22 protein-coding genes are annotated in these 24,935 nt (G+C 33.2%); 12 read left to right on the top strand and 10 right to left on the bottom strand.

The features are described 5' to 3' along the window. The first annotated feature begins 418 nt into the window (after window positions 1-418). The 10 genes from J3U36_RS04710 (at window position 419) to J3U36_RS04665 (ending at window position 9,818) form a co-directional block, all read left to right on the top strand. Window positions 419-1,057: a nitroreductase family protein gene (locus J3U36_RS04710; RefSeq protein WP_065559077.1), complete on the top strand. Its 639-nt coding sequence runs from the start codon at window positions 419-421 to the stop codon at window positions 1,055-1,057. A gap of 6 nt (window positions 1,058-1,063) precedes the next feature. After that, entirely contained in the window at window positions 1,064-2,269 is a 1,206-nt protein-coding gene (locus J3U36_RS04705) for an FTR1 family iron permease (protein WP_267377909.1), read from the top strand. Window positions 2,270-2,346: 77 nt separating this feature from the next. After that, window positions 2,347-2,913, top strand: coding sequence for an iron transporter (locus J3U36_RS04700; RefSeq protein WP_267351689.1), 567 nt, complete (start codon window positions 2,347-2,349; stop codon window positions 2,911-2,913). Window positions 2,914-3,011: 98 nt separating this feature from the next. Continuing rightward, entirely contained in the window at window positions 3,012-4,262 is a 1,251-nt protein-coding gene (locus J3U36_RS04695) for a Fe-S-containing protein (RefSeq protein ID WP_267377911.1), read from the top strand. A gap of 23 nt (window positions 4,263-4,285) precedes the next feature. After that, window positions 4,286-5,572 carry an ABC transporter permease gene (locus tag J3U36_RS04690; protein ID WP_267377912.1) on the top strand — a complete coding sequence of 429 codons (1,287 nt, stop codon included), beginning with the start codon at window positions 4,286-4,288 and terminating at the stop codon, window positions 5,570-5,572. Between the two features lie 16 nt (window positions 5,573-5,588). Further along, window positions 5,589-6,731, top strand: a complete 1,143-nt coding sequence (locus J3U36_RS04685; RefSeq protein WP_267377914.1) for an ABC transporter permease — start codon at window positions 5,589-5,591, stop codon at window positions 6,729-6,731. Window positions 6,732-6,740: 9 nt separating this feature from the next. After that, entirely contained in the window at window positions 6,741-7,400 is a 660-nt protein-coding gene (locus J3U36_RS04680) for an ABC transporter ATP-binding protein (protein ID WP_267351683.1), read from the top strand. Window positions 7,401-7,415: 15 nt separating this feature from the next. After that, a complete protein-coding gene (locus tag J3U36_RS04675) occupies window positions 7,416-7,889 on the top strand; it encodes a DUF4418 family protein (protein WP_267377917.1) in 474 nt (157 codons plus the stop codon). 49 nt (window positions 7,890-7,938) lie between these two features. After that, entirely contained in the window at window positions 7,939-9,150 is a 1,212-nt protein-coding gene (locus J3U36_RS04670) for an ABC transporter permease (protein WP_267377919.1), read from the top strand. Further along, window positions 9,150-9,818 (top strand): ABC transporter ATP-binding protein, encoded by a 669-nt coding sequence (locus J3U36_RS04665; protein ID WP_267377921.1) that lies wholly within the window; start codon window positions 9,150-9,152, stop codon window positions 9,816-9,818. Before J3U36_RS04670 ends, J3U36_RS04665 begins: the two co-directional genes overlap by 1 nt. Window positions 9,819-9,852: 34 nt before the next feature. Here J3U36_RS04665 and J3U36_RS04660 read toward each other — a convergent pair whose 3' ends face one another. Next, window positions 9,853-10,437: a Maf family protein gene (locus tag J3U36_RS04660; protein ID WP_267377923.1), complete on the bottom strand. Its 585-nt coding sequence runs from the start codon at window positions 10,435-10,437 to the stop codon at window positions 9,853-9,855. A 582-nt stretch (window positions 10,438-11,019) separates the two neighbouring features. Between J3U36_RS04660 and J3U36_RS04655 the strand changes: the two genes are divergently transcribed. Then, window positions 11,020-11,448 carry a universal stress protein gene (locus J3U36_RS04655; protein ID WP_267377924.1) on the top strand — a complete coding sequence of 143 codons (429 nt, stop codon included), beginning with the start codon at window positions 11,020-11,022 and terminating at the stop codon, window positions 11,446-11,448. Window positions 11,449-11,530: 82 nt separating this feature from the next. On the opposite strand, the gene rlmKL is transcribed toward J3U36_RS04655, so the two are convergent. The 4 genes from rlmKL to J3U36_RS04635 form a co-directional block, all read right to left on the bottom strand. Next, window positions 11,531-13,651, bottom strand: a complete 2,121-nt coding sequence (gene rlmKL / locus J3U36_RS04650) for a bifunctional 23S rRNA (guanine(2069)-N(7))-methyltransferase RlmK/23S rRNA (guanine(2445)-N(2))-methyltransferase RlmL (RefSeq protein WP_267377925.1) — start codon at window positions 13,649-13,651, stop codon at window positions 11,531-11,533. Between the two features lie 131 nt (window positions 13,652-13,782). After that, a complete protein-coding gene (locus J3U36_RS04645) occupies window positions 13,783-14,334 on the bottom strand; it encodes an MltR family transcriptional regulator (RefSeq protein WP_267377926.1) in 552 nt (183 codons plus the stop codon). Continuing rightward, window positions 14,324-15,502 carry a mannitol-1-phosphate 5-dehydrogenase gene (locus tag J3U36_RS04640; protein ID WP_267377927.1) on the bottom strand — a complete coding sequence of 393 codons (1,179 nt, stop codon included), beginning with the start codon at window positions 15,500-15,502 and terminating at the stop codon, window positions 14,324-14,326. The genes J3U36_RS04645 and J3U36_RS04640 overlap by 11 nt, the downstream gene beginning before the upstream one ends. 77 nt (window positions 15,503-15,579) lie before the next feature. Continuing rightward, a complete protein-coding gene (locus tag J3U36_RS04635) occupies window positions 15,580-17,481 on the bottom strand; it encodes a PTS mannitol transporter subunit IICBA (protein ID WP_267377929.1) in 1,902 nt (633 codons plus the stop codon). A gap of 391 nt (window positions 17,482-17,872) precedes the next feature. Between J3U36_RS04635 and J3U36_RS04630 the strand changes: the two genes are divergently transcribed. Then, the gene (locus J3U36_RS04630) at window positions 17,873-18,397 is read left to right on the top strand and encodes a DUF4225 domain-containing protein (RefSeq protein WP_324169797.1); all 525 of its coding nucleotides are present in this window, start codon (window positions 17,873-17,875) and stop codon (window positions 18,395-18,397) included. Window positions 18,398-18,999: 602 nt separating this feature from the next. On the opposite strand, the gene J3U36_RS04625 is transcribed toward J3U36_RS04630, so the two are convergent. From J3U36_RS04625 to J3U36_RS04605, 5 genes are all read right to left on the bottom strand, one after another. After that, complete coding sequence (locus J3U36_RS04625) at window positions 19,000-19,173, bottom strand: hypothetical protein (protein WP_267377931.1); 174 nt, start codon at window positions 19,171-19,173, stop codon at window positions 19,000-19,002. 669 nt (window positions 19,174-19,842) lie between these two features. Beyond that, a complete protein-coding gene (locus J3U36_RS04620) occupies window positions 19,843-21,963 on the bottom strand; it encodes a peptidase domain-containing ABC transporter (protein ID WP_267377933.1) in 2,121 nt (706 codons plus the stop codon). Continuing rightward, window positions 21,963-23,228, bottom strand: a complete 1,266-nt coding sequence (locus J3U36_RS04615) for an HlyD family secretion protein (RefSeq protein ID WP_267377935.1) — start codon at window positions 23,226-23,228, stop codon at window positions 21,963-21,965. The genes J3U36_RS04620 and J3U36_RS04615 overlap by 1 nt, the downstream gene beginning before the upstream one ends. Window positions 23,229-23,397: 169 nt before the next feature. Next, complete coding sequence (locus J3U36_RS04610; protein ID WP_267377937.1) at window positions 23,398-24,282, bottom strand: hypothetical protein; 885 nt, start codon at window positions 24,280-24,282, stop codon at window positions 23,398-23,400. An 87-nt stretch (window positions 24,283-24,369) separates the two neighbouring features. After that, window positions 24,370-24,564 (bottom strand): hypothetical protein, encoded by a 195-nt coding sequence (locus J3U36_RS04605; RefSeq protein WP_267377939.1) that lies wholly within the window; start codon window positions 24,562-24,564, stop codon window positions 24,370-24,372. Window positions 24,565-24,935 lie beyond the last annotated feature (371 nt).

Genomic DNA, 24,935 nt, shown 5'->3' with positions numbered 1-24,935 from the left:
AAGCAAATGAATTAAATTCAACTTGTGGCAAATTTTTTCTATTCTTGTACGCATTTGCTAATAAAAATCTACCTTCCAAAAGGACTTTTATCAATGTCCCTATCCTGCAAACAAAGATTTCGAGAAGAAGCATTTAATTTTGAATTAAAAATTGTGTTAATGATAACAAAGTGTCTATAACATTTCAGTAATAAATAAGATAAAAGTTAGTTATAAAAAAATTTAAGTAAAGGTAATTTAATCGGATTAAAGGTATTAACGTTTTTTAAAAAATAGGTGATTACAAATCAATACGTTAAAAAATTATCACTAATTTTCTTATTACTTTAATGATAAAAATGATAGTTTGTATTGATAATTGGAATTATTAGCAATAAGATAGCAACTCCATTAGATTACAAAAATGTCAGAGGTAATTATGCAGTATATTGTGCGAAAAATAGTTGTCATTTTATTCTCATCATTATTTTCTATCTCTCTATGTTATGCCGATATTACTTTACCTGCTCCTCAAACAAAAGATGGCATGAGTTTATTTGAAAGTTTAACAAAACGGTCATCAACACCTGGTCCTGGTTTTCCTAATGGACAAATTTCGGATGAAGAACTTTCTACTGTGCTTTGGGCTGCAAGTGGTTTGAATCGAGGAACAACCGGATGGACTGTTCCAATGGGTACGGGTAAACAACCTTATGTAAGAATCTATGTTGCAAGTGAAAAGGGAACCTTTTTGTATGAGTGGGAAGGGCACTATCTAAAAGAAATAAACAATAAAGATATTCGTGCCGATGTTGGTTTACAAAATTTTGTAAAACGAGCTAATTATGTGCTGATTTTCGTTACTGATTCAGCCGCTTTTAATAATATCAAAGAAGAAAAAGCTAATAATTTTGGCAATATTGCTGTAGGTGCGATGAGTCAAAACGTCTACTTGGCTTCAGCGGCTTTGGATTTAAGTGCACGTTATATTCATGCCATCAAACCAGACGTTATTAGTCAAGAATTGCAGTTACCTTCAGACAATAAACCAATAGGTTTAATGTTATTAGGAAAATAAGAGATTATGGCTGTGAAAAAATATTTAACGCTAACATTGCTATTTTTTGTTAGCGTAGTTGCTTTTGCTTCTTCATCTTATGCAGCTGAAAAAAAATATGAAACATGGAATGCGATTATTGACGAAATGGATGTCATTCTTAATGATGCCTATGATCTCTATTTTATGAAAGATCCTGAAAAGGCTAAAGCTCGCGTTAATAATGCTTATTTTGGTTTTTATGAAAAACACGGTGTTGAACGCGCAGTTATGTCTTATATTTCGGGTAAGCGTGGAACCGATACTGAATATCAATTCGCAAAAATTAAGCGTTTAATGTCAGATGGTGCTTCAAATAAAACTGTTCGTGCCGAGATCGATGTCATTTTGAAAATGCTTCATGAAGATGCTAACGAATTAGACGGCAAAAAAGAGAGCGGTTGGAGTGTGTTGTTAGCTTCATTTATCATTATCTTCCGGGAAGGTTTAGAAGCAATATTAGTGATAGCTGCTATCTCGGCCTACTTAGTGCGTTCAGGAAATGTTCAAATGGTGAAAGTTGTCTATATGAGTTCACTTTTCGCCGTTTTTGCTAGTGTCCTTGCTGCAATTGCACTTAATTCCATTGTCAATCTTAGCGGGGCAAATCAAGAGATTATTGAAGGTGTCGCAATGTTATTAGCGACAGTGGTCTTATTTTTCATAAGTAATTGGATGTTTTCAAAAGCTGAAGCAGAAGCTTGGAAAAATTATGTAGAAGGTAAGGTTAAAAGTGCTATATCTTCAGGCAGTAGTATTGCATTAGGATTTGCTGCCTTTTTAGCGGTTTTCCGCGAAGGTGCAGAAACAATCTTATTCTATCAAGCTATGTTGAGTGAAAGTAGAGAACACATGGACATGGTTTGGTATGGGCTAGCAATCGGAACGCTAGTATTAGCCATAATCTTTATTATCATTCGTTTTGGAACAATGAGACTGCCTCTTAAACCATTTTTTATTGGCACGAGTATATTAATGTATATCATGGCTATTGCTTTTGCCGGTGGTGGTGTCAAAGAGTTACAAGAAGCTGATATTATCCATGTAACCCCCGTTGATTTTGTACGCTCAATTGAAGTGCTTGGAATATATCCAACTGTTGAAACATTACTCCCACAAATATTCATGGTGATAGTCGTTGCATTTTCCATTTCGTACTATAAAACAAAGTATCTCAAAAGACGGAAAAAATAGAAAAAAAGCAAGTATTGGTAGCGATAGCAATTTAGTTATTTCGTAATAAAGAGTAGTTAAAATTAGAGGAGTTTGAAATGAAAAAAATATTATTAACCGCAGGAATTTCGTCAATACTTGCAATATCTTCGTTTGCGTATGCTGCATCAGCGCCAGCACCTGGTGAAGAAAAAGGGTTTGAAGAGTTTCCTATTGGTGATGAAGTGACGGTAGGGCCTTTGCATATCGGTGCCGTATATTTCCAACCAGTGGATATGGAACCCGCTGGAATGGGAGGACTACCTGCATCAAAATCGGATATGCACCTTGAAGCTGACATTTCAGCTACAGCTGATAATAATTTAGGATATGGTGTCGGTGATTTTGTTCCTTACTTAACCGTAAAATATAAAATTCAAAAACAAGGTAGTGATAAAACAATCGAAGGTAATTTCATGCCGATGAATGCTTCTGACGGTCCTCACTATGGTAATAACGTTAAACTTGATGGAGCTGGAAAATATAAAGTTACCTTCACTATTGAAAATCCAGAAAAACAAGGTTACTTATTACATGTAGATCAAGAAACTGGCGTAGAAGGTCGTTTCTGGAGCAAACCTATTGAAGTATCTTGGGACTTTGATTATATCCCACGAGCTTGGTAACTTTTGTTTTGTAACAATAAGAAAATTTTAAAAAAGTACTCTATTATTGACGAGATTTAAACTCGTCAATAATAAATTGTAATGGCTAGGCAATTATTATGCTTCAATACCTTATCAACGTCACTGATAATACTTTTGTTCCCGCAATTATGATAGCGTTGCTTTGTGCGCTACTGACTAAATTCAATCCCCGTCCTATCAAAACATTTATCGTTGTCGGTTTTATTTTAGGCTCTATTGTTGCATTAACTTATACCATTTTAAAACGTAACACAGCATTTGCAGTGCGTGAATATTATGATCTTGGTGTCATTATTTGTTGGTTAGTTATTACTATTCCGTTGTTAATTATTATACTTATTCAAGTCCGCTCGTCGGCGTTATTTTTTAACTGCATATTTAATGGTTTATTCATATTGGCAATTGGTTTAATAATGGCACAGTGCTTACCTAATCTAATGCTTTATCCTTTCCAATTTGATGTAGGAATGGAGTCGATTTTTAATAATGATTATTTGTTTAAATGGATTGGTTATGGTTTTGCGTTGCTATTAGCGGTATTAATTGGTCAATTGACTTGTCGAATATGTGAACGGTTATCAACTAAATGGGTTATTACCATTTCTGTTTTATCCTTGCTGATATACACGATTGCAAACAGCATTAATTTACTTCAAATTTTAATTGTCCGACGTCTTATCTCCACACAAAAATGGATGATGGATTTAGTTATTTTTATTCTGGCACATGTCAATTTATTTACATTTATTTTTATGGCAATTGTGCTGTTATTCACGGTTATTTTATATATAAAATCTAAAACGGCTTCGTTAGTAGGAAGTAATCCGGCTCAGATTCGTAAACTTAAAGCACAGCTACGCACAGATAGAAGAACCTCGTTATTACTCATGGCTGGCATGGCAATGACCGCTTATACCGTTACACGTGCGCGTTATATATTTGAAAAAGGGGTAGAGTTAACGCCAGCTGAACCGGTTTCAGCAAATAAAGAGGGTTTAGTTGTTATCCCACTTACTCAAGTCAATGACGGCAATTTGCATCGGTATGGTTTTCAAGCAAGCGATGGAACGCTAGTACGTTTTATCGTTATCAAGAAGAGTGAAAATGCTTATGGAGTAGGCTTTGATGCTTGTGATATTTGTGGTGCAAGTGGTTATTATCAGCGTGGCAATCAAGTCGTTTGTATTTTATGTGATGTCGTTATGAATATTGCCACTATCGGATTTTCAGGTGGTTGTAATCCGGTTCCACTTAAATATGAAATTATTGACGGAAACATGGTAATTCGTACAGCTCACCTTGAAGCAGAAAAAAGCCGCTTTAAGTAAATGGTTTCCCAAAGGAAGAAGATATGTTTTGCACAATGTTACTAAGCGTATTAGTTCGTCAAAAAAAGAAGCTGTTTTTGATAGCATTAACCGTTGCTTTAGGAGTATCGTTAGCAACCGCCATGTTGAATGTCATGTTTGATGTAGGTGATAAAGTGAATCAAGAACTTAAAGCCTATGGCGCTAATTTAAACATTGTGCCACGTGGAACGGCTTTGGTTAGTGAACTGTATCAAATTGATAATGATGAAAATCAAGCCACTATTCAATATATCAAGCAAGATGATTTAGTCAAAATTAAAATGATTTTCTGGGCATATAATATTGTTGATTTTGCCCCATATTTCACCACACAAGCAACCTTTAATGATAAACCAATTACTCTGGTCGGAACATGGTTTAATAAGCATCTTAATATTCCAACGGGCGATGAAGTGGATACGGGGATGTTAGCGATGAAGTCATGGTGGACGATTGAAGGAAGCGCCATGCAAGATGATAACTTGCAAGGAGTGATGGTTGGCGAGACAGTCGCTAAACAGTGGAATTTAAAAATCGGCGATACTATTGAACTGATTTCGCCACACACTAAAAATACGATTACATTGACCATCAATAATATTTTTCATAGTGGCGGAATTGAGGATTCTCAACTGTATGTTTCTCTCCCTGTTGCGCAACACTTAGCCAATAAAGAAGGGCTTGTTGAACGGGTCGAAGTGAGTGCATTAACAACGCCAGAGAATGAATTGGCTCGTAAAGCAGCGCAAGATCCTAATAGCTTATCAAGAACAGAATGGGATACTTGGTATTGTACAGCATATATCAGTTCGATCGCCTATCAAATAGAAGAGTTGATGCCAGATGTGCGAGTAAAAGCCATTATGCAAGTCGCCGAATCAGAGGGATCTATTTTACAAAAAACGCAGTTATTAATGCTTTTATTAACGGTTCTATCGTTAATTTGTTCAGCACTTGCTATTTCTAATTTAGTGACTGCTAATGTCATTGAGCGGAGTACTGAAATCGGACTTTTAAAGGCACTTGGCGCAACCAATAAAGCTGTTGCAATGCTAGTATTAACCGAGATTTTTATTATTGCATTATTAGGCGGAATTTTCGGCTATTTTATCGGTCTTGGCTTTGCACAGATTATTGGTCACACGGTATTTGGTTCATTTATTGAGCCTAAAATGCTCATCATCCCATTGGTATTGATTATGGTGAGTTTTATTACGTTTATGGGAAGTTTACCGGCATTGCGTTTTATGATGTTTTTACGCCCAACTGATGTTTTACATGGACGGTAATTGAAAGGTCAAAATCATGATTAATAAAAATCAGCGCTTTATCATTAAAACAGTATTTAGCTCTCTTATTCGTCGCCGTTCACGTATTCTTATTGCTTTACTTGGTGTGGCAATAGGGGCAACAGTTTTACTTGGTATGATAACACTTTGTTATGATATTCCTCGCCAAATGGGAAAAGAGTTTCGCTCCTATGGCGCCAATATGTTGTTCTTGCCTGCTGATAATCAATCAATGATGACAATGGCAGATGTCTCACAAGCGGTAAGTTTATTACCCAAAGAAAAACTACTTGGCGTAACCCCGTTTCGTTATGAATCTATTCGCAGTAACCAACAGCCTTATATTATGGTCGGTACGGATTTTGAACAAGTGATTAAAACAAGTCCTTACTGGAAAATTGAAGGCGAACTACCTAAACATTCTCATGAAATTTTAATCGGTACCGATATTGCAAACTTTGCCAAATTAACCATTGGTAGCACAATGCCGGTTTTAGGAAAAACCAAACAAAATTCTCGCTATAACGAGGAGTTAACAATTACGGGTATTGTTAAAACAGGACGCACTGAAGACGGTTATATTTTTATTGGTTTACATGATTTAGATGAATTTTTGAAAGATAGCGATAAAGCCGAAGTGGTAGAAGTGAGTATTACAGCCACACAAGATGAGTTAAAACACTATATTGATAAAATAAAAGCAAACTCTTTAACGGTCGATCCTCATTTAATTAAATGGGTAACTCAATCTGAATCCTCCGTATTGGGTAAACTGTCTTCCTTACTTTATTTAGTCACTTTGGTGGTGCTAATACTGACCATGATCTGTGTTGCGACGACTATGATGACGGTTGTCATGGAGCGTCGAAAAGAAATTGGACTGAAAAAAGCCATTGGTGCAAATAACAAAAGTATCGCTAAAGAGTTTTTGGCCGAAGGGTTAATCTTAGGCATAACCGGTGGAGTGATAGGCGTGGTGTGTGGACTGATTTTTGCACAGGTGATAAGCACTAATGTATTTGGTCGATCTATTGTAATTGAGTTTTATCTTATCCCAATAACAATTGTTATTTCAGCTATTGTGACAGTCATTGCGTGTTTAATTCCCGTAAAACGTGCGCTTGAAGTCGAGCCAGCGCTTGTGTTACGTGGCGAATAGGAAATAAGTATGAATATACTCGAAGTTAATAATGTCTCTAAAATTTATGGTTCACTGCATGCATTATCGGAAGTGAATTTAACCGTGGAAGAAGGAAAATGGTTGTCTATAATGGGACCGTCGGGGAGTGGTAAAACCACGTTGATGAATATTATTGGTTGCATGGATAAACCTTCACTTGGGTCAGTAATTCTTGATGGTCAGGATATTACTCAACTCTCATTACCACAATTAACCGAAATTCGCCGAGATAAAATTGGATTAATATTTCAGCAGTTTCATTTAGTCTCTTATTTAACGGCACTCGAAAACGTGATGGTAGCGCAATATTATCATAGTATGGTTGACGAAAACGAAGCTTTGCAGGCATTAGAACGAGTAGGGTTGGCTGCAAGAGCTAAACATTTACCGCGTCAGTTGTCTGGTGGTGAACAACAACGTGTATGTATCGCGCGAGCCTTAATTAACTATCCAAAATTAATATTAGCTGACGAACCTACTGGCAATTTAGATGAAAGTAATGAAGCAATGGTAATGAACTTACTTCATCAACTACATGAAGAGGGCAGCACTATTATTGTTGTAACACATTCGGTTGAAGTTTCAAAACATGCACAAACCACGGTTGTTTTAGAGCATGGCAAAGTTGCCCGTGTGATTAATAATTAATAAGGCTTCAATGATATGAAAAATCGAATAATTTTATCACTATTTATTATGTTTCTTGGATTGATGATTATCCTATTTCCGTTGTATATTTTACCTGTCTGTCCACATCCCGATACCCTAATAAATACGGCTAACGACATACATAATCAGGTTGCTAATACCGGACATAGTCATACAGGAGCTGGTAAAATTATGAAGTGCTTTTGGACAGCCCGAGCCGAATTAGGTATCGGTGCTTTGATTATCGCCATTGGCACATTAATGTTACTAAGTCGGACAATGTTTGTTCGTCTTGGTTTAAGTATGGCGTTAGCTTGTATCTCACTTTTGGCCATCGCCATTCCGACTGTTTTAATTGGGGTATGCTCAAACGAGATGATGCGTTGTAATATGGGCGCTAAACCAGCTTTAGTTTTACTATCTGGTGTTTTATTTTTGGTGTCTTTAATTAATGTATTCTATTTGAATAAAATCGTTAAAAAAATTTGAGTGTGAATTATAAGAATATTAAAAAATAGTAGATAGATGGATTTAAAACATGCAAGAAACCCCAATAATTATTGCTAATTTAGCATGGCGAAATATACAGCGTAGACCTTTTCGTAGTTGTAGTTTAATTATCATTATCATGCTATTTTCGGCGACGTTGTTTGGTGGTAGTGTCTTAATGAAAAACCTGAGTTTAGGGATTTCGGGTATGGCCGATCGTCTAGGTGCGGATATCCTGATTGTCCCTTATGGCTATGAAAAAAATCTTGAAGTTGCATTATTGCGTGGAGAACCGAGTAGCTTTTATTTGAAAGTTGATTTAATGGAAAAAATCAAAAATATTAAAGGAATACAGTCCATTTCACCGCAACTTTTTATTGCTTCGCTAAACGCTGGATGTTGCAGTTCTAAAGTGCAATTAATTGGTTTTGATCAACATAGCGATTTTGTTATAAAACCTTGGTTGCAAACCCAGCTAACTAAACCATTAAACGATAATGAAGTCGTGGTCGGCGCAAAAATTACATCAAATATTGGGGATGAAATTATGTTTTATAATCATCCCTATAAAGTGGCAGCAAAAATGGATTCAACAGGTATGGGGTTTGACACCTCGGTATTTATGACCATGTCAGCGGCACAGTCTTTAATGAAAGAAGCAAAATTAATTGAAGGTGATGTCGATCATTTTGCCAATTATGCCTCGTCGATTTTTATCAAGGTTGATCCCGATTCTCAACCTAAAGATGTCGTCAATCAAATCATGCCCAAATATGCTATAGATTATAATATTGACTTTGTTATGACTAAAGGTATGTTAAGCAATATAGCTAAATATTTAAACAGCTTTTCGACCATTGTGTATAGTCTGTCTGCTACTTTCTGGATACTGGCTATTGCGGTGATCTTTATCATTTTTTCTTCGACATTAAATGAGCGTAAACGAGAAATTGGACTACTGCGTATTTTAGGCGCCTCACGTCGTGATATTGTCAGCATGTTACTACGTGAATCATTAATTATTAGTGCATTAGGCGCTATTGCTGGAATTGTCATTGCTGCGGTGTTGTTATATGCGTTTAGCTTATTGATTTGCCAGTCTATTGGTTTGCCATGTATGAGCATTTCACTGTTAGATGCATTAATCTATGCCACAATAGTGTTTATTCTTACTTTAATTATAGGGCCATTTTCATGTATCTACTCTGCGTTATCCATAACTAAATTTGATACTTATCGCACATTAAGAGAGGGTGAGTAATGTTGTTGGAGATTAAAAATTTACGCAAGGATTATCAACGAGGTAAGCAAACTTTTTCGGCAGTAAATAACGTAAGTTTTACAATGAATAAAGATGAGTTTGTTTGCATAATGGGGAAATCAGGCAGTGGTAAGACAACTTTACTTAACATGATTGCCGGTTTACTTACGCCAACTCAAGGTAAAATCATACTTAATAAGACCAATTTATTTGAACTGGATGATCAGCAAGTGTCTGCGTTCCGTAATCAACAGATTGGTTACATTCCACAAGGTAGCAGTTTATTGCCAAATTTAACAGTATTAGAAAATATTCGCTTACCTTTTTATTTAACCAAACGCAAAAATCAACAGTGTTTAAGTTATGCACAAAGCCTACTTGAAAAGGCGAAGGTCAGTTATCTGCAAGATGCTTATCCTGCTAATATGTCAGGCGGTGAAATGCGACGTGTTGCTATTTTACGCTCACTGATTTGCCAGCCTCAAATCATTATCGCAGACGAACCAACAAGTGATTTGGATGACGAAAGCGCCGCCGATATTATGCAACTTTTATCCGATATACATCATCAAGGTACTGCGTTATTAATTGTCACTCATGATAATGATGTGGCAAGTTATAGCCAAAAAATCATGAAAATGTCAGCGGGTCGATTGACCGATGAATAAAGATAAGTCAGTGTGTTACTTAGTGAACACTGACTTATGAGATCAAAAGCGGATTATATCCCATTGTTATCATAATTTTATTCAATTTTAACAAGGGTAAACCCACTAACGAATTGATATCCTCACCCTCTAATTTATCAAATAAAGTAATGCCGAGCTCATCACATTTGAAACTACCAGCACACTGTAATGGCATCTCTTTTAAAATATATGCGTCAATTTCAGCATCGGTTAACTGGCGAAAAGTAACTTTAAAAGGTTCACAAATTGTGGTGGATTGTCCATTGACGGTATTGATAACAGTCATACCAGTATAAAAATAAAACGCTTTACCACTGCTATTTCTTAATTGCATACGGGCGTTTTCGACAGTATGGGGTTTACAAACAATGTGATCATCTAAAACGCCTACTTGATCAGAACCAATAATTAAGCTATTTGGGTATTGAGCTACTAATGATTGGGCTTTAAGCTTTGCTAAACGCTCAACTAATTGTTTTGCAGATTCTCCTGAGAGTGGAGTTTCGTCACAAATAGGGGCAACACACTCAAATGGAATGGCTAATTTTTCCAGTACTTTTTTTCGTGAAAGTGATGTGGATGCTAATATGATTTTCATGTTAAGTTATCTTCTAAAATCCAAGCTGAAGGAAGAGTATTAAAACCGATATGCTCTTTATAATCAATAGTCTTAGGGGTTGCGAATAATGTAATAAATTAATATTCATTGACATTTTGGGGATCTTCTTCTATTAATTGTTTACCTCTACGCTTTTTTTGATTGTTTACTTCAATTGTAACATCGGCTGAATTGGTCTGGACAATAGATGATCTCAATTAGTCTCTTTTCCCCGATAAAGTAATCATAAAATTAACATTATCAAACATTGATTGAAAGTGTAAAGTATCATCAATGATTCAGCGTTGACCTAAATTACATTTTTGAAATAACTCTATTGCTTACGATAAGTTGATTTAGATCACCACGGTAAACTATTTTAACGATTAGGAACAAGCTTGATACCATAGTACCTAACATTTAGTTTTATCGAAAACAAGTTAAAACAGTAGCAAGTATCTACAAGCTTATTTATCGAAAAAACATTAGCGAATAAATTTAAAACTAGTATGATGATTTTCACTAACTCTATTTTTTAACATAAAAGATATGTTATCAGATGTTATTTGCGAGGTACTTATTATGTATAAAAAAATTCTAGTTCCGATTGATATTCTTGAAGATAATCTAACCAAAAAAGTGATTCCACATTTGGAATGTTTAGCCAAATTATCAAATGCAGACGTTATTTTTTTCCACGTTTTACCTATTGCATCCGCTATAGTAAATGCTTATTCATTTGGTTTTGATGAATTTAAAGATAAGGCAACGGTGCAAACAGAACTAGCATTTCACCGGTTACTCGATACCATCAATCTTCCGCGCGAAAATTTATCCTTTTCGATTGCATTTGGTAATCCACGTGACGAAATTTTATCAATAGCAAACGAAATCATGCCAGACTTAATTATTTTAGGATCCAGACGTCCTAATATCACGACTCACCTGCTTGGATCGAATGCGTCAGGTGTTGTTCGTGGCGCACAAACCTCGGTTTTAGTGGTGCGCTAAAAAATCCAAAAAACAGTTAATTTAAGCAAATAGCAAAACAGACACTAAGGGATTAAGCAAACCCTCGTAAGAGGGTTTGTAATTATAGATGTTTGACAATAAAACAACAATGAATCTGTTTATTGCGTTTAAAGTCTAATGAGAGTGTTTTATTAGTGATTTCTTGAAAGGTTAAGCCCAATTTTTGCATACCGTGCGCATCCATTTTAAAACCTCGTTTATTATTTGAAAAGACAATAACGCCATTTGGTCTTAATAATCGTTTTAGATCGCTCATTAACTTAAGATGATCACGTTGAACATCAAATGTCTCATTCATGCGTTTAGAATTTGAAAATGTCGGGGGATCGATAAAAATGAGATCAAACTGTTCATTGCATTGTGCAAGATAGAGCAAACAATCAGCTTGAATTAAGCGATGTTTTTTACCCGTTAAACCATTTTGTTTTAAATTGCGATCTGCCCATTCCAGATAGGTACGTGACATATCCACGGTGGTAGTTGATTTTGCATTGCCCAACCCTGCGTAAACGGTGGCAGTTCCTGTGTAAGCAAACAGATTAAGAAAATCTTTATTATCACTCATTTCACCTATCATTTTACGTGCCAAGCGATGATCTAAAAATAGGCCTGTATCTAAATAATCAGTCACATTTACCCAAAATTGGGTTTTACGGTGATTGATGGGGTATTCATGCACTAAAAAATAATCCTGCTTTTGAGCAAGTTTTTGATATTGTTGTTTACCTTTTTGCTTTTCCCGTGTTTTTAAGATCAGTTGATCAGCTGTTAATTCTAATACAGACATAGTCGCATTAATGATATCAAATAGCCGTTGCCGTGTTTTTTGAGGATCAATATTTTTTGGCGCTGCATATTCTTGCACGACAACTTTGTCTTTGTAACGGTCAATGGCAACATTATATTCAGGCAGGTCAGCATCATAAAGACGATAACATTCCAATTGCTCTTGAGTAGCCCATTTTTCCAGTTTTTGCTTATTTTTACGTAATCGATTCGCAAAATCCGCTGCCGGTAAATTAGGATTAGAAACCGCTAGCGTGTTATCGCGTTTGGCAATGACATAATTTTTTTGCACACAATCCAGTGGGCCATTTTTTGCCTTAAATTGCTTATCTGCACGCATTTGTAAACAATCTAATAGTTGTGGGGCACCACTAAACAGTGAAAGGCGCCAACCACCAAAATGTTGTTTAATAAGTTGACCTAACGCAGTATGTAGGGCAATGAGTGCAGGTTCACTTTCTAAACGCTCACCGTAAGGCGGATTGCTGATAATCATGCCTGATGATTCGGATGAAAGTGGATTGATTAATTGAGTTACATCTTGTTTGGCAAAACTAATATAATCGCTCACGCCTGCATAACGTGCATTTTGTTGTGCACGTTCCAACACTGTTGCATTATTATCATAACCAATAAAAACGCCTTTGGGTTGGCAAATGTTCTGTTTTGCTCTCAATAGCAGATCATTCCAAAGTGTAGGATTAAACCCTTTCCATGCTAAAAAGCCCCATTGTTTTCGATGAAATCCTGGTGGGATTTTAGCTGCAATCATGGCTGCTTCAATTAACAATGTACCCGAACCACACATAGGATCAAGTAGCGGTTCACCAATTTGCCAGCCTGATCGTAAAATGATTGCTGTCGCTAAACTCTCTTTTAGTGGTGCTTGACCTATTTGTTGACGATAACCACGTTGATGCAGGCTCTCTCCACTTAAATCGAGGGATAGCGTAACACGATTTTTATGAAGATAAGCATGAATTCGAATATCGGGATCGTGTTTTACAACATTAGGACGCCTATTTGTTTGTCGGACAAAATGATCGACAATTGCATCCTTGATTTTCAATGCGCCATATTGACTATTACGGATAAAATCATTTACCCCGACAAAATTGATGACAAATGAATTATCGACGGCAAAAATATCAGTCCATTTTAGATTAAAAACGCAAGAATAGAGATCTAAATCACTATATATATCAAATTCAGCAAGCGGTAATAGAATGCGTGATGCTAAACGAGACCATAATAAAGACTGATATAACGTTGTTTCATCGGCATCATAATAGACACCACCTTGAGTAATTTTACAATTGATCGAGCCTAACTCTTCTAACTCTTTCTTAAGTAACTCCTCAAGTCCGCGCGAGGTGCTGGCAAATAACGTTTTCATGAATAACCCAATTTACAATAAAATGGTGGCATTATACCGACTAAATGAAAGAGTGGGAAATAAAGCCGATCATTACTGCTAACTTTACCCACTTAAAATAATTTTTACGTTAAAAAGTCGGTAATAGACAGTTAATCATGATCTTTATGTTTGGGTTTATTACTTATTCGAAGTATAAGAGCGGTGATCGCAATAATCAGCGCTGAACGGATCATTTGCTGATAACGATTTTGTAAAATGGATGATTTAAAATTATCGACAATCCCGAGTTCGGCAACTTGATCTTGTTGTAACACCCAATTTTGCGGTAACACCATATCATGTAATAAGCTTATCGGTCCAAGAATCTCGTCATCACTATAATGATAGTGTTTATCACTAAGATCCAGCTCATCTAAAATGGCAATAAGTAATTCGATATCTTCATAATCTGCACGGCTTAAAATGCCCAAAGCAAAAAGCAATTTTAAACAAACAGATGTATCATTTAAAGGCCCATTTTTACCAATAAGTGAAGGAATTACAAATTTAATGGCATGGGGTTCCTTACAAAAAATGTTGAGAATCAACCGATTCACACTTTTGTTGATCAGTTTAATGGCGACAGTCAGCAAACTGTGAATATCAGTTTGCTGATTGAGTTTTTCTAGGATTCTATCTTCTTGTAGCCTTTTATCCGACATCTTTTAATAAAAATTGATGATTTTGCATTGCAGTATAAAGTTCTTCGATTGGTTGAACAACTGGATTATGACTATCAATGCCCGAAATTTGACAAAAAGTGGGTATCACTCCATGATTAACAATCTGTTTTGCTAATTGCACTGCTTGTTCATCATCATTATTCCGATAGTTAAGGGCAGCAGCAATACCAATCAATAAATTACAATTGTTAATCTGATATTCAAATGTGCCAAGTAGCGGTTTTATGAGACGATCACTTGCTCCTAATTTTCGTATGGGTTGACGTCCAACTCTGGCGGTATCATCGTGTAAATAGGGATTTTCAAAACGGGATAAAATCTTTTCGATATATGCCATGTGTTTTTGATCATCAAAATTATAGCGATGAATCAATACTTGCCCACTTTCTTCCATTGCTCCACGAACAATGAAACGAATTTGCTCATTCAATATTGCATCACGAATAGTTGCGAAATTGTAGTAAAAGCCTAAATAGGCCGTAATGGCATGCCCGGTATTGAGCGTAAATAATTTACGTTCAACAAAAGCCATAAGATTATCGACAGGCTCCATACCGGCTATATTCGGAATAGTACCAATAAATTGTTTTTTATCGACAATCCATTCTGAAAAGGTTTCAACCGTTACGGCTAATATATCACCTGATGGTGATAGGGTCGGTGGCACAATGCGATCGACTGCAGAATCAACAAAACCAATATGTGTTTCTAGCCATTGATGTAAGCTTTCAGGTAATTGTGCAAAGATTGCTTGCTTAAATTGAGTAGTACCACGAACCATATTTTCACAGGCAATAATATTTAGCGGCGCTTGATTATCGTGTTGATATCTTTTCAAAATACCTTGAGCAACAATTGGGGCAATCTTATTCAATACTTGTGGACCAACAGCGGTAGTGATTAAATCAACCGTTGCAATGTGGTGGCAAATGTTAGGTGATGTACTGTTAATGGCATCGACGTGATAGACTATCTCAGTACTTGCTTCTTCTCCAACTATATTGACCGAATATTGATGACGATGTGCCAATTCATCAATAATTTGCTGATTGACATCAGCAAAAGTGACGTGAAATCCTGCATCAGATAATAATTTACCAATAAAACCGCGTCCAATATTACCCGCGCCAAAGTGTAATGCTTTCATAATTTATACCTTATATCTTGTGAGTTTCAATAATGTTCGAGTTTTCTTACTTAAACGTAAGGCGTACAAAAACAGCATTAGCCTAATAAGGCTAAAACCTCTTTCACGCTGTGAGTTGTTGTGAGTTTTGTAATGGTATTGGGGTTATCGAGAGCGTTGGTCAGCTTTGCAATCACGTCCAAATGTTCGTTGTTACGTGCAGCTATCCCAATAACAATTTTGGCGTAATCCTCATCCTCTTTGTTATCACCGAACTGAACACCTGAGGGGTATTGGCAAAATACGATACCTGTATTAATTACACTGTTTTTAGATTCAATGGTGCCATGAGGGACAGCGATAAATTCACCTAAATAGGTTGAAGTCAATTTTTCACGTTCTAGCATCGATTCAATGTAGGCAGGGTCAACATAGCCATTTTCTACTAATTTTTGACCGGCAAAACGGATGGCTTCTTCTTTTGTTTTGGCGGTTAAATTTAAAAAAATATTTTTGTCGGTTAATTGGAAGAGAGGGGAATTATCGGAAGTTTGGGGGGCATTTTTTGTCGTTATCTTTTGTTCAATTCCTAATGCCTGGTTAAGTTGGTCGACTAATTGACTGTATAACTCACTATCTAAAAAGTTAGTTAACGAAATATGCCAAGCATTGGGGGCATACTGTCTGGCTCGGTGCGTTAAATCTTGATGCGTAATGACGATATCTACATCATCGGGCAGATCATTAATGGCTAGATTGCTAACATTGATTGCCAAGTTGGCATTTTCAATCTTCTTGCGTAAAACACCGGCACCCATTGCACTTGAGCCCATGCCTGCATCGCAAGCCACGATTATTTTTTTGACTTTAGTTATATCAAACGTTTCATTTTTTCTTCCTTTAGCCTCATCTTTCATGCTTGAGAGACTTAATTTGGCATCATCAAGACTTTTAGACGATGTTTTGGTTGTTTTTAATAAAATCGCTGACATAACAAAAGAGACAGCCGTCGCCGCCATGACCGAAAGCATTACGCCAAGATAGGAACCTTTTGCCATACTCATTACAGCAAAAATCGAACCGGGCGAAGCTGGAGCTGTTAAACCAGCATGAAAAACTGTTAACGTGAATATTCCGGTCATTCCGCCCATAATAACGGCAATAATCAAGCGGGGATTCATTAACACATAGGGAAAGTAGATCTCATGAATTCCGCCAAAAAAATGAATGATCGCAGCACCACTAGCCGATCCTTTTGCGGCACCCTTACCAAAAAACATATAGGCTAATAAAAGCCCTAAACCGGGACCAGGATTGGCTTCAATTAAAAAGAAAATCGATTTACCGGTTTCTGCTACTTGTGTAACACCCAATGAGGTAAAGACACCATGATTAATGGCATTGTTGAGGAACAAAACTTTAGCCGGTTCGACCAAAATAGAGGTGAGTGGCAATAATCTATGATCAACCATAAATTGGACGGCGATAATCAATATATTGGTTAACCAAGCCACGGCTGGACCAATAGCAAAATAAGCAATTAGTGCAAGCATCATACCAAGAATGCCAGCTGAAAAGTTATTGACTAACATCTCAAAACCACTTTTAACTTTACCATCTATTAAGCGATCAAATTGCTTGATCATAAAGCCGCCTAAAGGACCAGCTATCATTGCGCCTAAAAACATTGGTATAGATGACCCGACAATTACGCCAATAGTCGTAATCGCACCAACAACGGCGCCACGGTCGTTATACATGAGTTTACCGCCGGTATAACCAATTAATAGTGGCAGTAAATAAGTGATCATCGGCCCAATAAACGATGTTGATACACGTTCATTTGGAAACCAACCCCCAGCACTGGGATCTCTTGCATTGTATAAAAAAATAGCGGTGATCAACCCCCATGCGATAAATGCGCCAATATTTGGCATAACCATGTTGCTTAAAAAACGCCCAAAATTTTGGACTTTCACTTTTATGTTTGAACGACTCATTTTCGTTACCTTCCTTATTGATTGATGTCATTGAATTAACACTATTTTAGATACGTTCATGGCGTGCATTCATTAGAAAATGTCAGTAAACGTGATCAAGATCACGTTGCAAAAGGAGGGGTATTTTTAAAATTTGTGATATAAATCACATTTTAAGAGTGATGAATTAAAAATATTCAAAAGCAGCAGGAAAATAATCTGAAAAATTTCGAAAAAACAGTATGTAATATTTTTAATTGATAATTTAAAACGATAACAAAAATGATTTTCAAAAAGACTGATTATAGTTGATCATGGTTATATTTAATCGGTTTAAAATATAACCAATAATAAAAAAAGAAATTTTAAATCATAAAGTTAATTAAATTATTTGCCTTGATAATATCGTTTAATATTTATAAAATCATCACGATCAAAATTTGCTCAAGCGCTGGGTATGTCTAAATATGTTGGTTCGCTTGCTTATGATTTCGTCGATTTGGGCATTTCAGTTCATGGTAAACTAAAATTAGAACCTAAATTAGATAAAACATTAAAAATCAATGAATTTAATCCAGTAAATAAAGAAGTTTTTAAATTATATTATTATGGTGTTCAGGATTTGCAAAGAGCATTCAAAAGGATGAGTGGAAAATGGCTAACGGTTGAGATAGTGAGTGATGCTATATCTCTAACTGACATTGTAGATGAAGCTAAAAATATTTTCTTTAAAAATAAAGAGACTGATGAACCTGCATTATATATTCCTCAACCAGAAAATATTAATAATGTAGGTGAAATAATCCATTCATGTAATTTTGTTATGGCAGACAATTCGGATCCTAATAAAAGTTCGGGTTATTACAAATGTATCACACCAGACGGTTCAACATATCCTATATATTCCGATGAAAATAATGAAGAGGTTAATGAATAAACGTGGTGTTTTTAAATTATTTTTTATTTTATTTGTATTCTTTTCTCGGAATTATTATTTCTTTTCAATTTAGAAAACATACCGTTAATGATTATCGATATAATGCTAAGTTAATATGGAAGAGGCGTATCAGTCTAATTTATAGCTATATTGTCACTATTTCTCATGGTGTTTTATTATCTAAAGGGGGAGATATTTCCAAGTATAATTCAGATTATAATTTTTTAATATGGTCAACATTTGTATTGTTTTTTATTGATTTTTTTGCGATATGGTGGGTTGAATATCCTAAAGAATTTAACAAAAAGAAAAAATGGAAATAAAGTATTTGATTTTTTCATGTTTGATGAAGATAAATTTACATATACTTAAGTAGTTATTGTAGCATAATTAGTCAACTAAAATGGTTAACAGTAACAAATTAACAAATAATAATTGGGCTATTAATATTGAGTTTAATGAGAGCGAATTATTTTGACTTTGCAAGTTCAATTAATGTTTTTGATATAGCATAAGAAAATAAAATTTTAGAAAAAAGAATGTAATAAATCATACATTCTTTTTTGTTTGGAAATATTAATTAAAATTCATTAATATTTTTTTCAGAACCAGAAATCTCTTCCTCGACGTTTTCTTCTGTCTCGTGCTTTTGGGTCGTATATACAACCTGATTTGACCCCACCATTAATTAGATTTATTTCTGTTTCCTTAAGCTCTCTCATTTGAAATGCTTTAGATGCAGAAAAATCTATACTTTCATTTTTTTTAATAAACATAATAACTCCTTGCTGATTGTAAATTTATTGTAATAACATAGTTAACTATTAAATTAATTGTAAAGCAAATGATTGTAATCTGTCAATATATAATAAATTATTTGTAATTTAAATGTTATTTGCAAATTATTTTTATAGAAGTATTTTATTAAGAATTGTGGATAATTGGATTAATTTAAGGTTTAAATAAATCAAAATAATAAATGTTATTTATAATATTTGTTCAATAAGTTAGCTAGTTATTAAAATAATAGGTTATAATTTAAATATAATATTATTTTCTTAATGCTTGAATTGTAGATATTAATTAACTTAGCAATTAGCTCGAACTTTTACCTAAATTTAGTTTTTATCACATCTATGGTAATTTCTTTAAAATTTTTTGATATTTAATAACAAATTCTTTTTGTATAGAAGAAAAATGAAATCTTCATTATAAATATGTTTAAATTTATATGGGTGCTAAAATAATCATTGCTTATAATTATTATTTTTTAAAAATAATACTAAATTAAGAATAGAAAATTGACTTTATATCATTTATCTTTTCAAAATTAAATTTGGCTGAAATTTTTTAATGAATTTATAATTATGTATACATAAATTAATATCAATTTCAATTTTATTCAAAACCCAAAAAATACTAATAAATAAAAAAAGATAAAATAATCAATTCAAAAAACTATCTGAAATTATATAACCGTCTTTTAACATAATAATTCTTTCTGATGAATTAATGGTTTCCTGACGATGTGCAATAATTAATTTAGTAAAATTATATTTCACCATTGACTTATTTATCTTAACTTCATTTGATATGTCTAGATGACTTGTAGCTTCATCAAGCGCTAATATTTGAGGTCTGCGATATAAAGCTCTTGCCAATAAAATTCGTTGTTTTTGCCCACCTGACAATCCTGTACCTATATCCCCAATGAGGGTATTATAATTCATTGGCATATTAATGATTTCATTGTGAATAGCTGAATCAATAGCACATCTTTCTATTTCTTCTAAATCTGGTGTTGCTTCAAAAAAGCAGATATTTTCAGCGATTGTTCCCGTAAATAAATTATCTTCTTGCATTACGGTTGCTATCAAGTTTCTATAAGCTTTTTTATCGATAAGAGAAAGTGGAATATCACCAATGAAAACCTCTCCTTCGGTGGGAGAAAGTAAACCTAATATTATTTTCATTAATGTTGTCTTTCCACATCCTGATGCTCCAGTAATTGCAATACATTGACCCATAGGAATTGTCAAATTTATTTTATTTAAAATATAAGGCTCATTTTGTGAATAGCGAAAAGAAACATTTTCTAATTTAATAGTTAAATCAGATATCATATTTTTGGTAGAAATTAAATTATTGTTTGATGAACTTTCAGTTTTTGATAATACAATGTCAGCTAAGCGTTCTACATGTATCCTTAGCATTAGAATGTCACTAATTTTATCAATTAATGAAATTATTCTATCTGTAAATTGATCTTTATAGCTTACGAAAGCAAATAGCATACCAATTGAAAAAGAAGTATTCAAAATTAAAACTGTAGCAAACCAAACTATAAAAATTCTATCTAAACTAAAAATTAATTTATTAGAAAAATTAATTAGTAAAGAACATTTTTCATATCTTAGATGGGCATTAAATTCTTTTGCTGATAAATTCATCCATTTTATGGCGCGTTCTTTTTCATAATTATATAATCTAATAGTTTGCATTCCTTTTATTGTCTCTAAAAAATGACTTTCTTGGGTTGCTTGATTAATTATATATTCTGATGAAAGATTTTTTTGCAAATCAAAAGCTATTCTTCTTAAAATAGCGTAAATAAATATACTTATAAAAGAAATTATGGCTAATGTAGTATTATATAAAAACATCATGATGAATGTTGTTATAACTAAAATACCATCAACTAGACTCGCCACTACTTTTGTTGTTATACCATTTTGTATTTCTTGAATAGAATGAAATTTAGATAAAATATCAGCTAAAGAGCGTTTTTGAAACCACTCTATTGGTAGTCCTAATATATGGTTAAATACATTTCCTCTCCATTGATAGTTTAATTGAGTTGAGAAAATTGTTATAAACCAATCCCTTATAAATTCTATTGAAACGCGTAATAAAGCTAATAATATAAACCCAAAGCCTAAAACTATTAATAAGTTTTTATCATTTACAGCAATTACATCATCAACAATCCATTGTAAATATAATGGTGAAATAAGCATACATATTTGAATGAGGATGCCTAACATAAATAACTGTAGCAACCCTTTTTTTAATCCAATAACTTTCCCCATTACAGATTTAAAAGTTATTTTAGAAGTTGCTTTATAGGGAGAAAATGATGATGAAGGTGTGATTTCAATTGCAATTCCAGTAAAATGTTTTGAAACCTGTTGAATATTTAATTTTATTTTACCTATAGCAGGATCATGAATATAAGCATTATTTCCTTTTACTTTTTTTAATACCACAAAATGATTTAAATCCCAGTGTAAAATACAAGGGCATGCTAAATTTTTTAAGTTATCGATATCTAATTTTATTGGACGACAATTAAATTTTAAATCTACCGCAATATCTATAATATTTTTAAGTGAAGCTCCTCGTAAAGTAAAAGGGTATTTTTGTCTTAGATCATTTAAACTAAATTCTTTTCCCCAATAATGAGCAATCATACCAATACATGCTAAACCACATTCAGATAATTCACTTTGTAAAAATAAAGGTAACTTTCTTTTACTAATAAATGATAAATTTAATTGATGTTGCATTATTTATTACCTTTAATACTAAATATAGGTTCAAATATCCATTCATAAATCTTTCTTTTTTCCAGAATAATATTTGATTCTAAAGTCATACCAACTTTCAAAGGATAGTTCTTACCATAAGCTTTCATAGTTTGATCATCTAATTTTACTTTGACGCGATAAAATGCATCCTTTTCATCGTTAAATTTTTGGGAATAGATACCAATTGATTTTAATTCATTTAAATATAGGGTGTTATTAGAAATTTCATTAATAATACCGTTATGTTGACCAAATTTTTGGTATGGAAAAGCATCATATCTAATTGATACAGGCAATCCAACTTTTAAGAAACCAATTGCACTAGATGGAATAAATAAATTAGCTTCAAGATTTTGATTTTCAGGCAAAAGTGTAGCTATGATGGCATCATCTCCAATGCTTTGTCCTTTCGAAATCATAATAGTACTAATAACTCCATCTTTAGGAGCAACAATATTCATCAACATAAGCCCCTCGTTTTCAATCAGCTCTTTTTCTATTAAACTTAATTCTTGTTCAAATTTTGATATCTCTTGCTTTTCTTGTAAGGGTATTTGAAGAAGTTCAGTTTCAAGATCTGAAATATTACGATCTGTTGATGTAAGTTTTTGTTGAAGATCAAATAATATAGATTTTTGATCAAGTAATTCTGATTGCTTGTTATTGTAATCAATTATTGAAACTGATTCTGCTTTTATGAGTTTTTTAAATTTTTCTGATATTTCATTTGCGATTTCTACTCGTTCTGATTGTACTAAAATCTGTGTTTGTAAAATATTTTTTTCTTCTTCTAAATTTTTTAAAGTTTTTTCTAATGATATTTTTTTAATATTATTTTGATTAAGAAAAATATTATGCTGATGGGTTAAGCTATTTTTTTTGTTAACTAAGAATTTTTGTACTGCATCATGTGTGGAGCTATATTTCAAATTTCTTAAAACAAATAACGTTTGACCCATTTTTATCTTTTGATTTTCTTTCACTAGTATTTGGTCAACGATACTAGGTTCAGCTGACAAAATTGTTACAACTCCCTCAACTGGTAACAAAGTGCCAGTTACATGTATTTTTCTTCCATAATCAAAAAAAATAAAAAGGTAAATTATTGCTATAAATATTATAAGAAAAAAAATATTGATTAATGTTATACTAAACGGAGTAACAAGCATTATTTGACCAACTATCGTAACTTTATTGTTTTCAATACATTCGCTTCTAAATAAAGATTCATTCGATTCATTCATATTTTTAATTTAATTTTTGACTTATTAAATTTTCCCATTATTACTATAAATTTAGTTATGATGGAGTTTTTATATTTAATGCCAATTTTATTGTTTTAAATTGGTTCTTGTTTTATATATTGCATATGTTGATAGGGTATAAGTTTAAATACCGCAAATTTACGATATATTATTCTTCCGGTTGAGGTTTTATCCACATTTTCTGATTTTTAAAATCAATCTTTACGATATAACTATATAAAAAATCATTGCCAAGTATGCCATCAGCAGGCAAATCATCAGTTAACCCATCAAGTACTATAAAATCATCTTTGAAATTAGGAATATTGACAAAAGATAGTTCCGTAATATAAAAAGGAAACTCCTTTAATTTTATTAATTCTTTGTTATTAGAAAGTTTTTTAGAACTAATTATATTTTTTCCTGCACCAGTATCGAATATTAATGCATAACTTTTGACATCATCAGTAGCATTTAATATTAAATGTCCTTTTGAACCTTTAGTGAAAGGTATTTCTAACCAATCGTTTTCAATTTGTTTTGTAAAATTATCAGATAAAATGAGTTTGTTACTTATGATATCAAAAGTAACGACTTTATTTACAAAAAAGCCTAAACCAGCTACTGCAACATGTTGATAATCAAAATTTTGCTCTTTTTTTGCTTTTTTCTCTCCAGTATTTATATCTAAAATAGCTCCCCAAGGTTTATACTCTTCAATTTCTAATTTTTCATAAAATAAATTATTAATTTTAACGTTTCGTAACATAAATTGACGAGAATATTGGATGTTGCCTAGTATATCAGTACGCTTTCGTTTATCATCTTTTTCAACTTTATCTTCAATTTTATTAATAGTATCTATTGGTAAATTTAAGACCTCTGTAGTTCCTGTATCTAGTATACATGTAAGTTCTTCATCAAGATCATTAATTTTTAATGCTATAAATAGTAGACCTTGCTCATCTTCATCTAAGAACCATTCTAATTCTTGGGATTGTGATAAAAATGGAATTATTGAAAAAAAAGCTACACTTAATAATATTTTTTTCATTTTAACTGTTCTATAATTTGTATGACAAAAAATTATGCAGTAAAAGTTTATATTACTGCATAAATATTAGTGAAACTCAGTTAGAATTTACCATGACGTGCCGACAGTAACACCACAATGCCATTTATTTTTACCATTTCCTCTTGAAATTTGACAACCGCCTTCAATGGTTCCACGACGACGACCACCGTTAACTAAATTAATCTCATTTTCGTTAAGGTCGATTATTTGAGACCCGTTGAGTTTTGATGTCTCTAAAGATTTGTTTGTTTTAATAAACATAATAGCTCCTTGTAATTTAAATGTAAAAATGACGTTAACAACGTCAAATAAATGTTAATTTATTATTTTTTTAATGTCAATAAAATTTAAATAATTCGTAAATTTTTTAGATAAGTAAAAATTTAATTATTTAATTGCAGGAAATAATATTTGATATTAATAATTAATTTAAATAACATTTATTGTTTTGAGTTAAGTTTGATTAACTTCGTTATAAGCTCTGATGATACTTAAGGTTTTGTTTTGAAGTTGGTCAATATGAATTTTTAAATAAATTTTTATATATATTTATGAATAACTCCGTTTATCGGTTGTTGATTGTCATTGAATTACAATTCAAACAAGCTTTGCAGTGGGTCTTTAGCGAAATA

It is taken from the genome of Gilliamella sp. B3817 (assembly GCF_026536705.1).
GTDB lineage: Bacteria > Pseudomonadota > Gammaproteobacteria > Enterobacterales > Orbaceae > Gilliamella > Gilliamella apicola_I.
The sequence above is the reverse complement of the archived record's forward strand: the minus strand, read 5'-3'. Positions and strand labels throughout refer to the sequence as shown.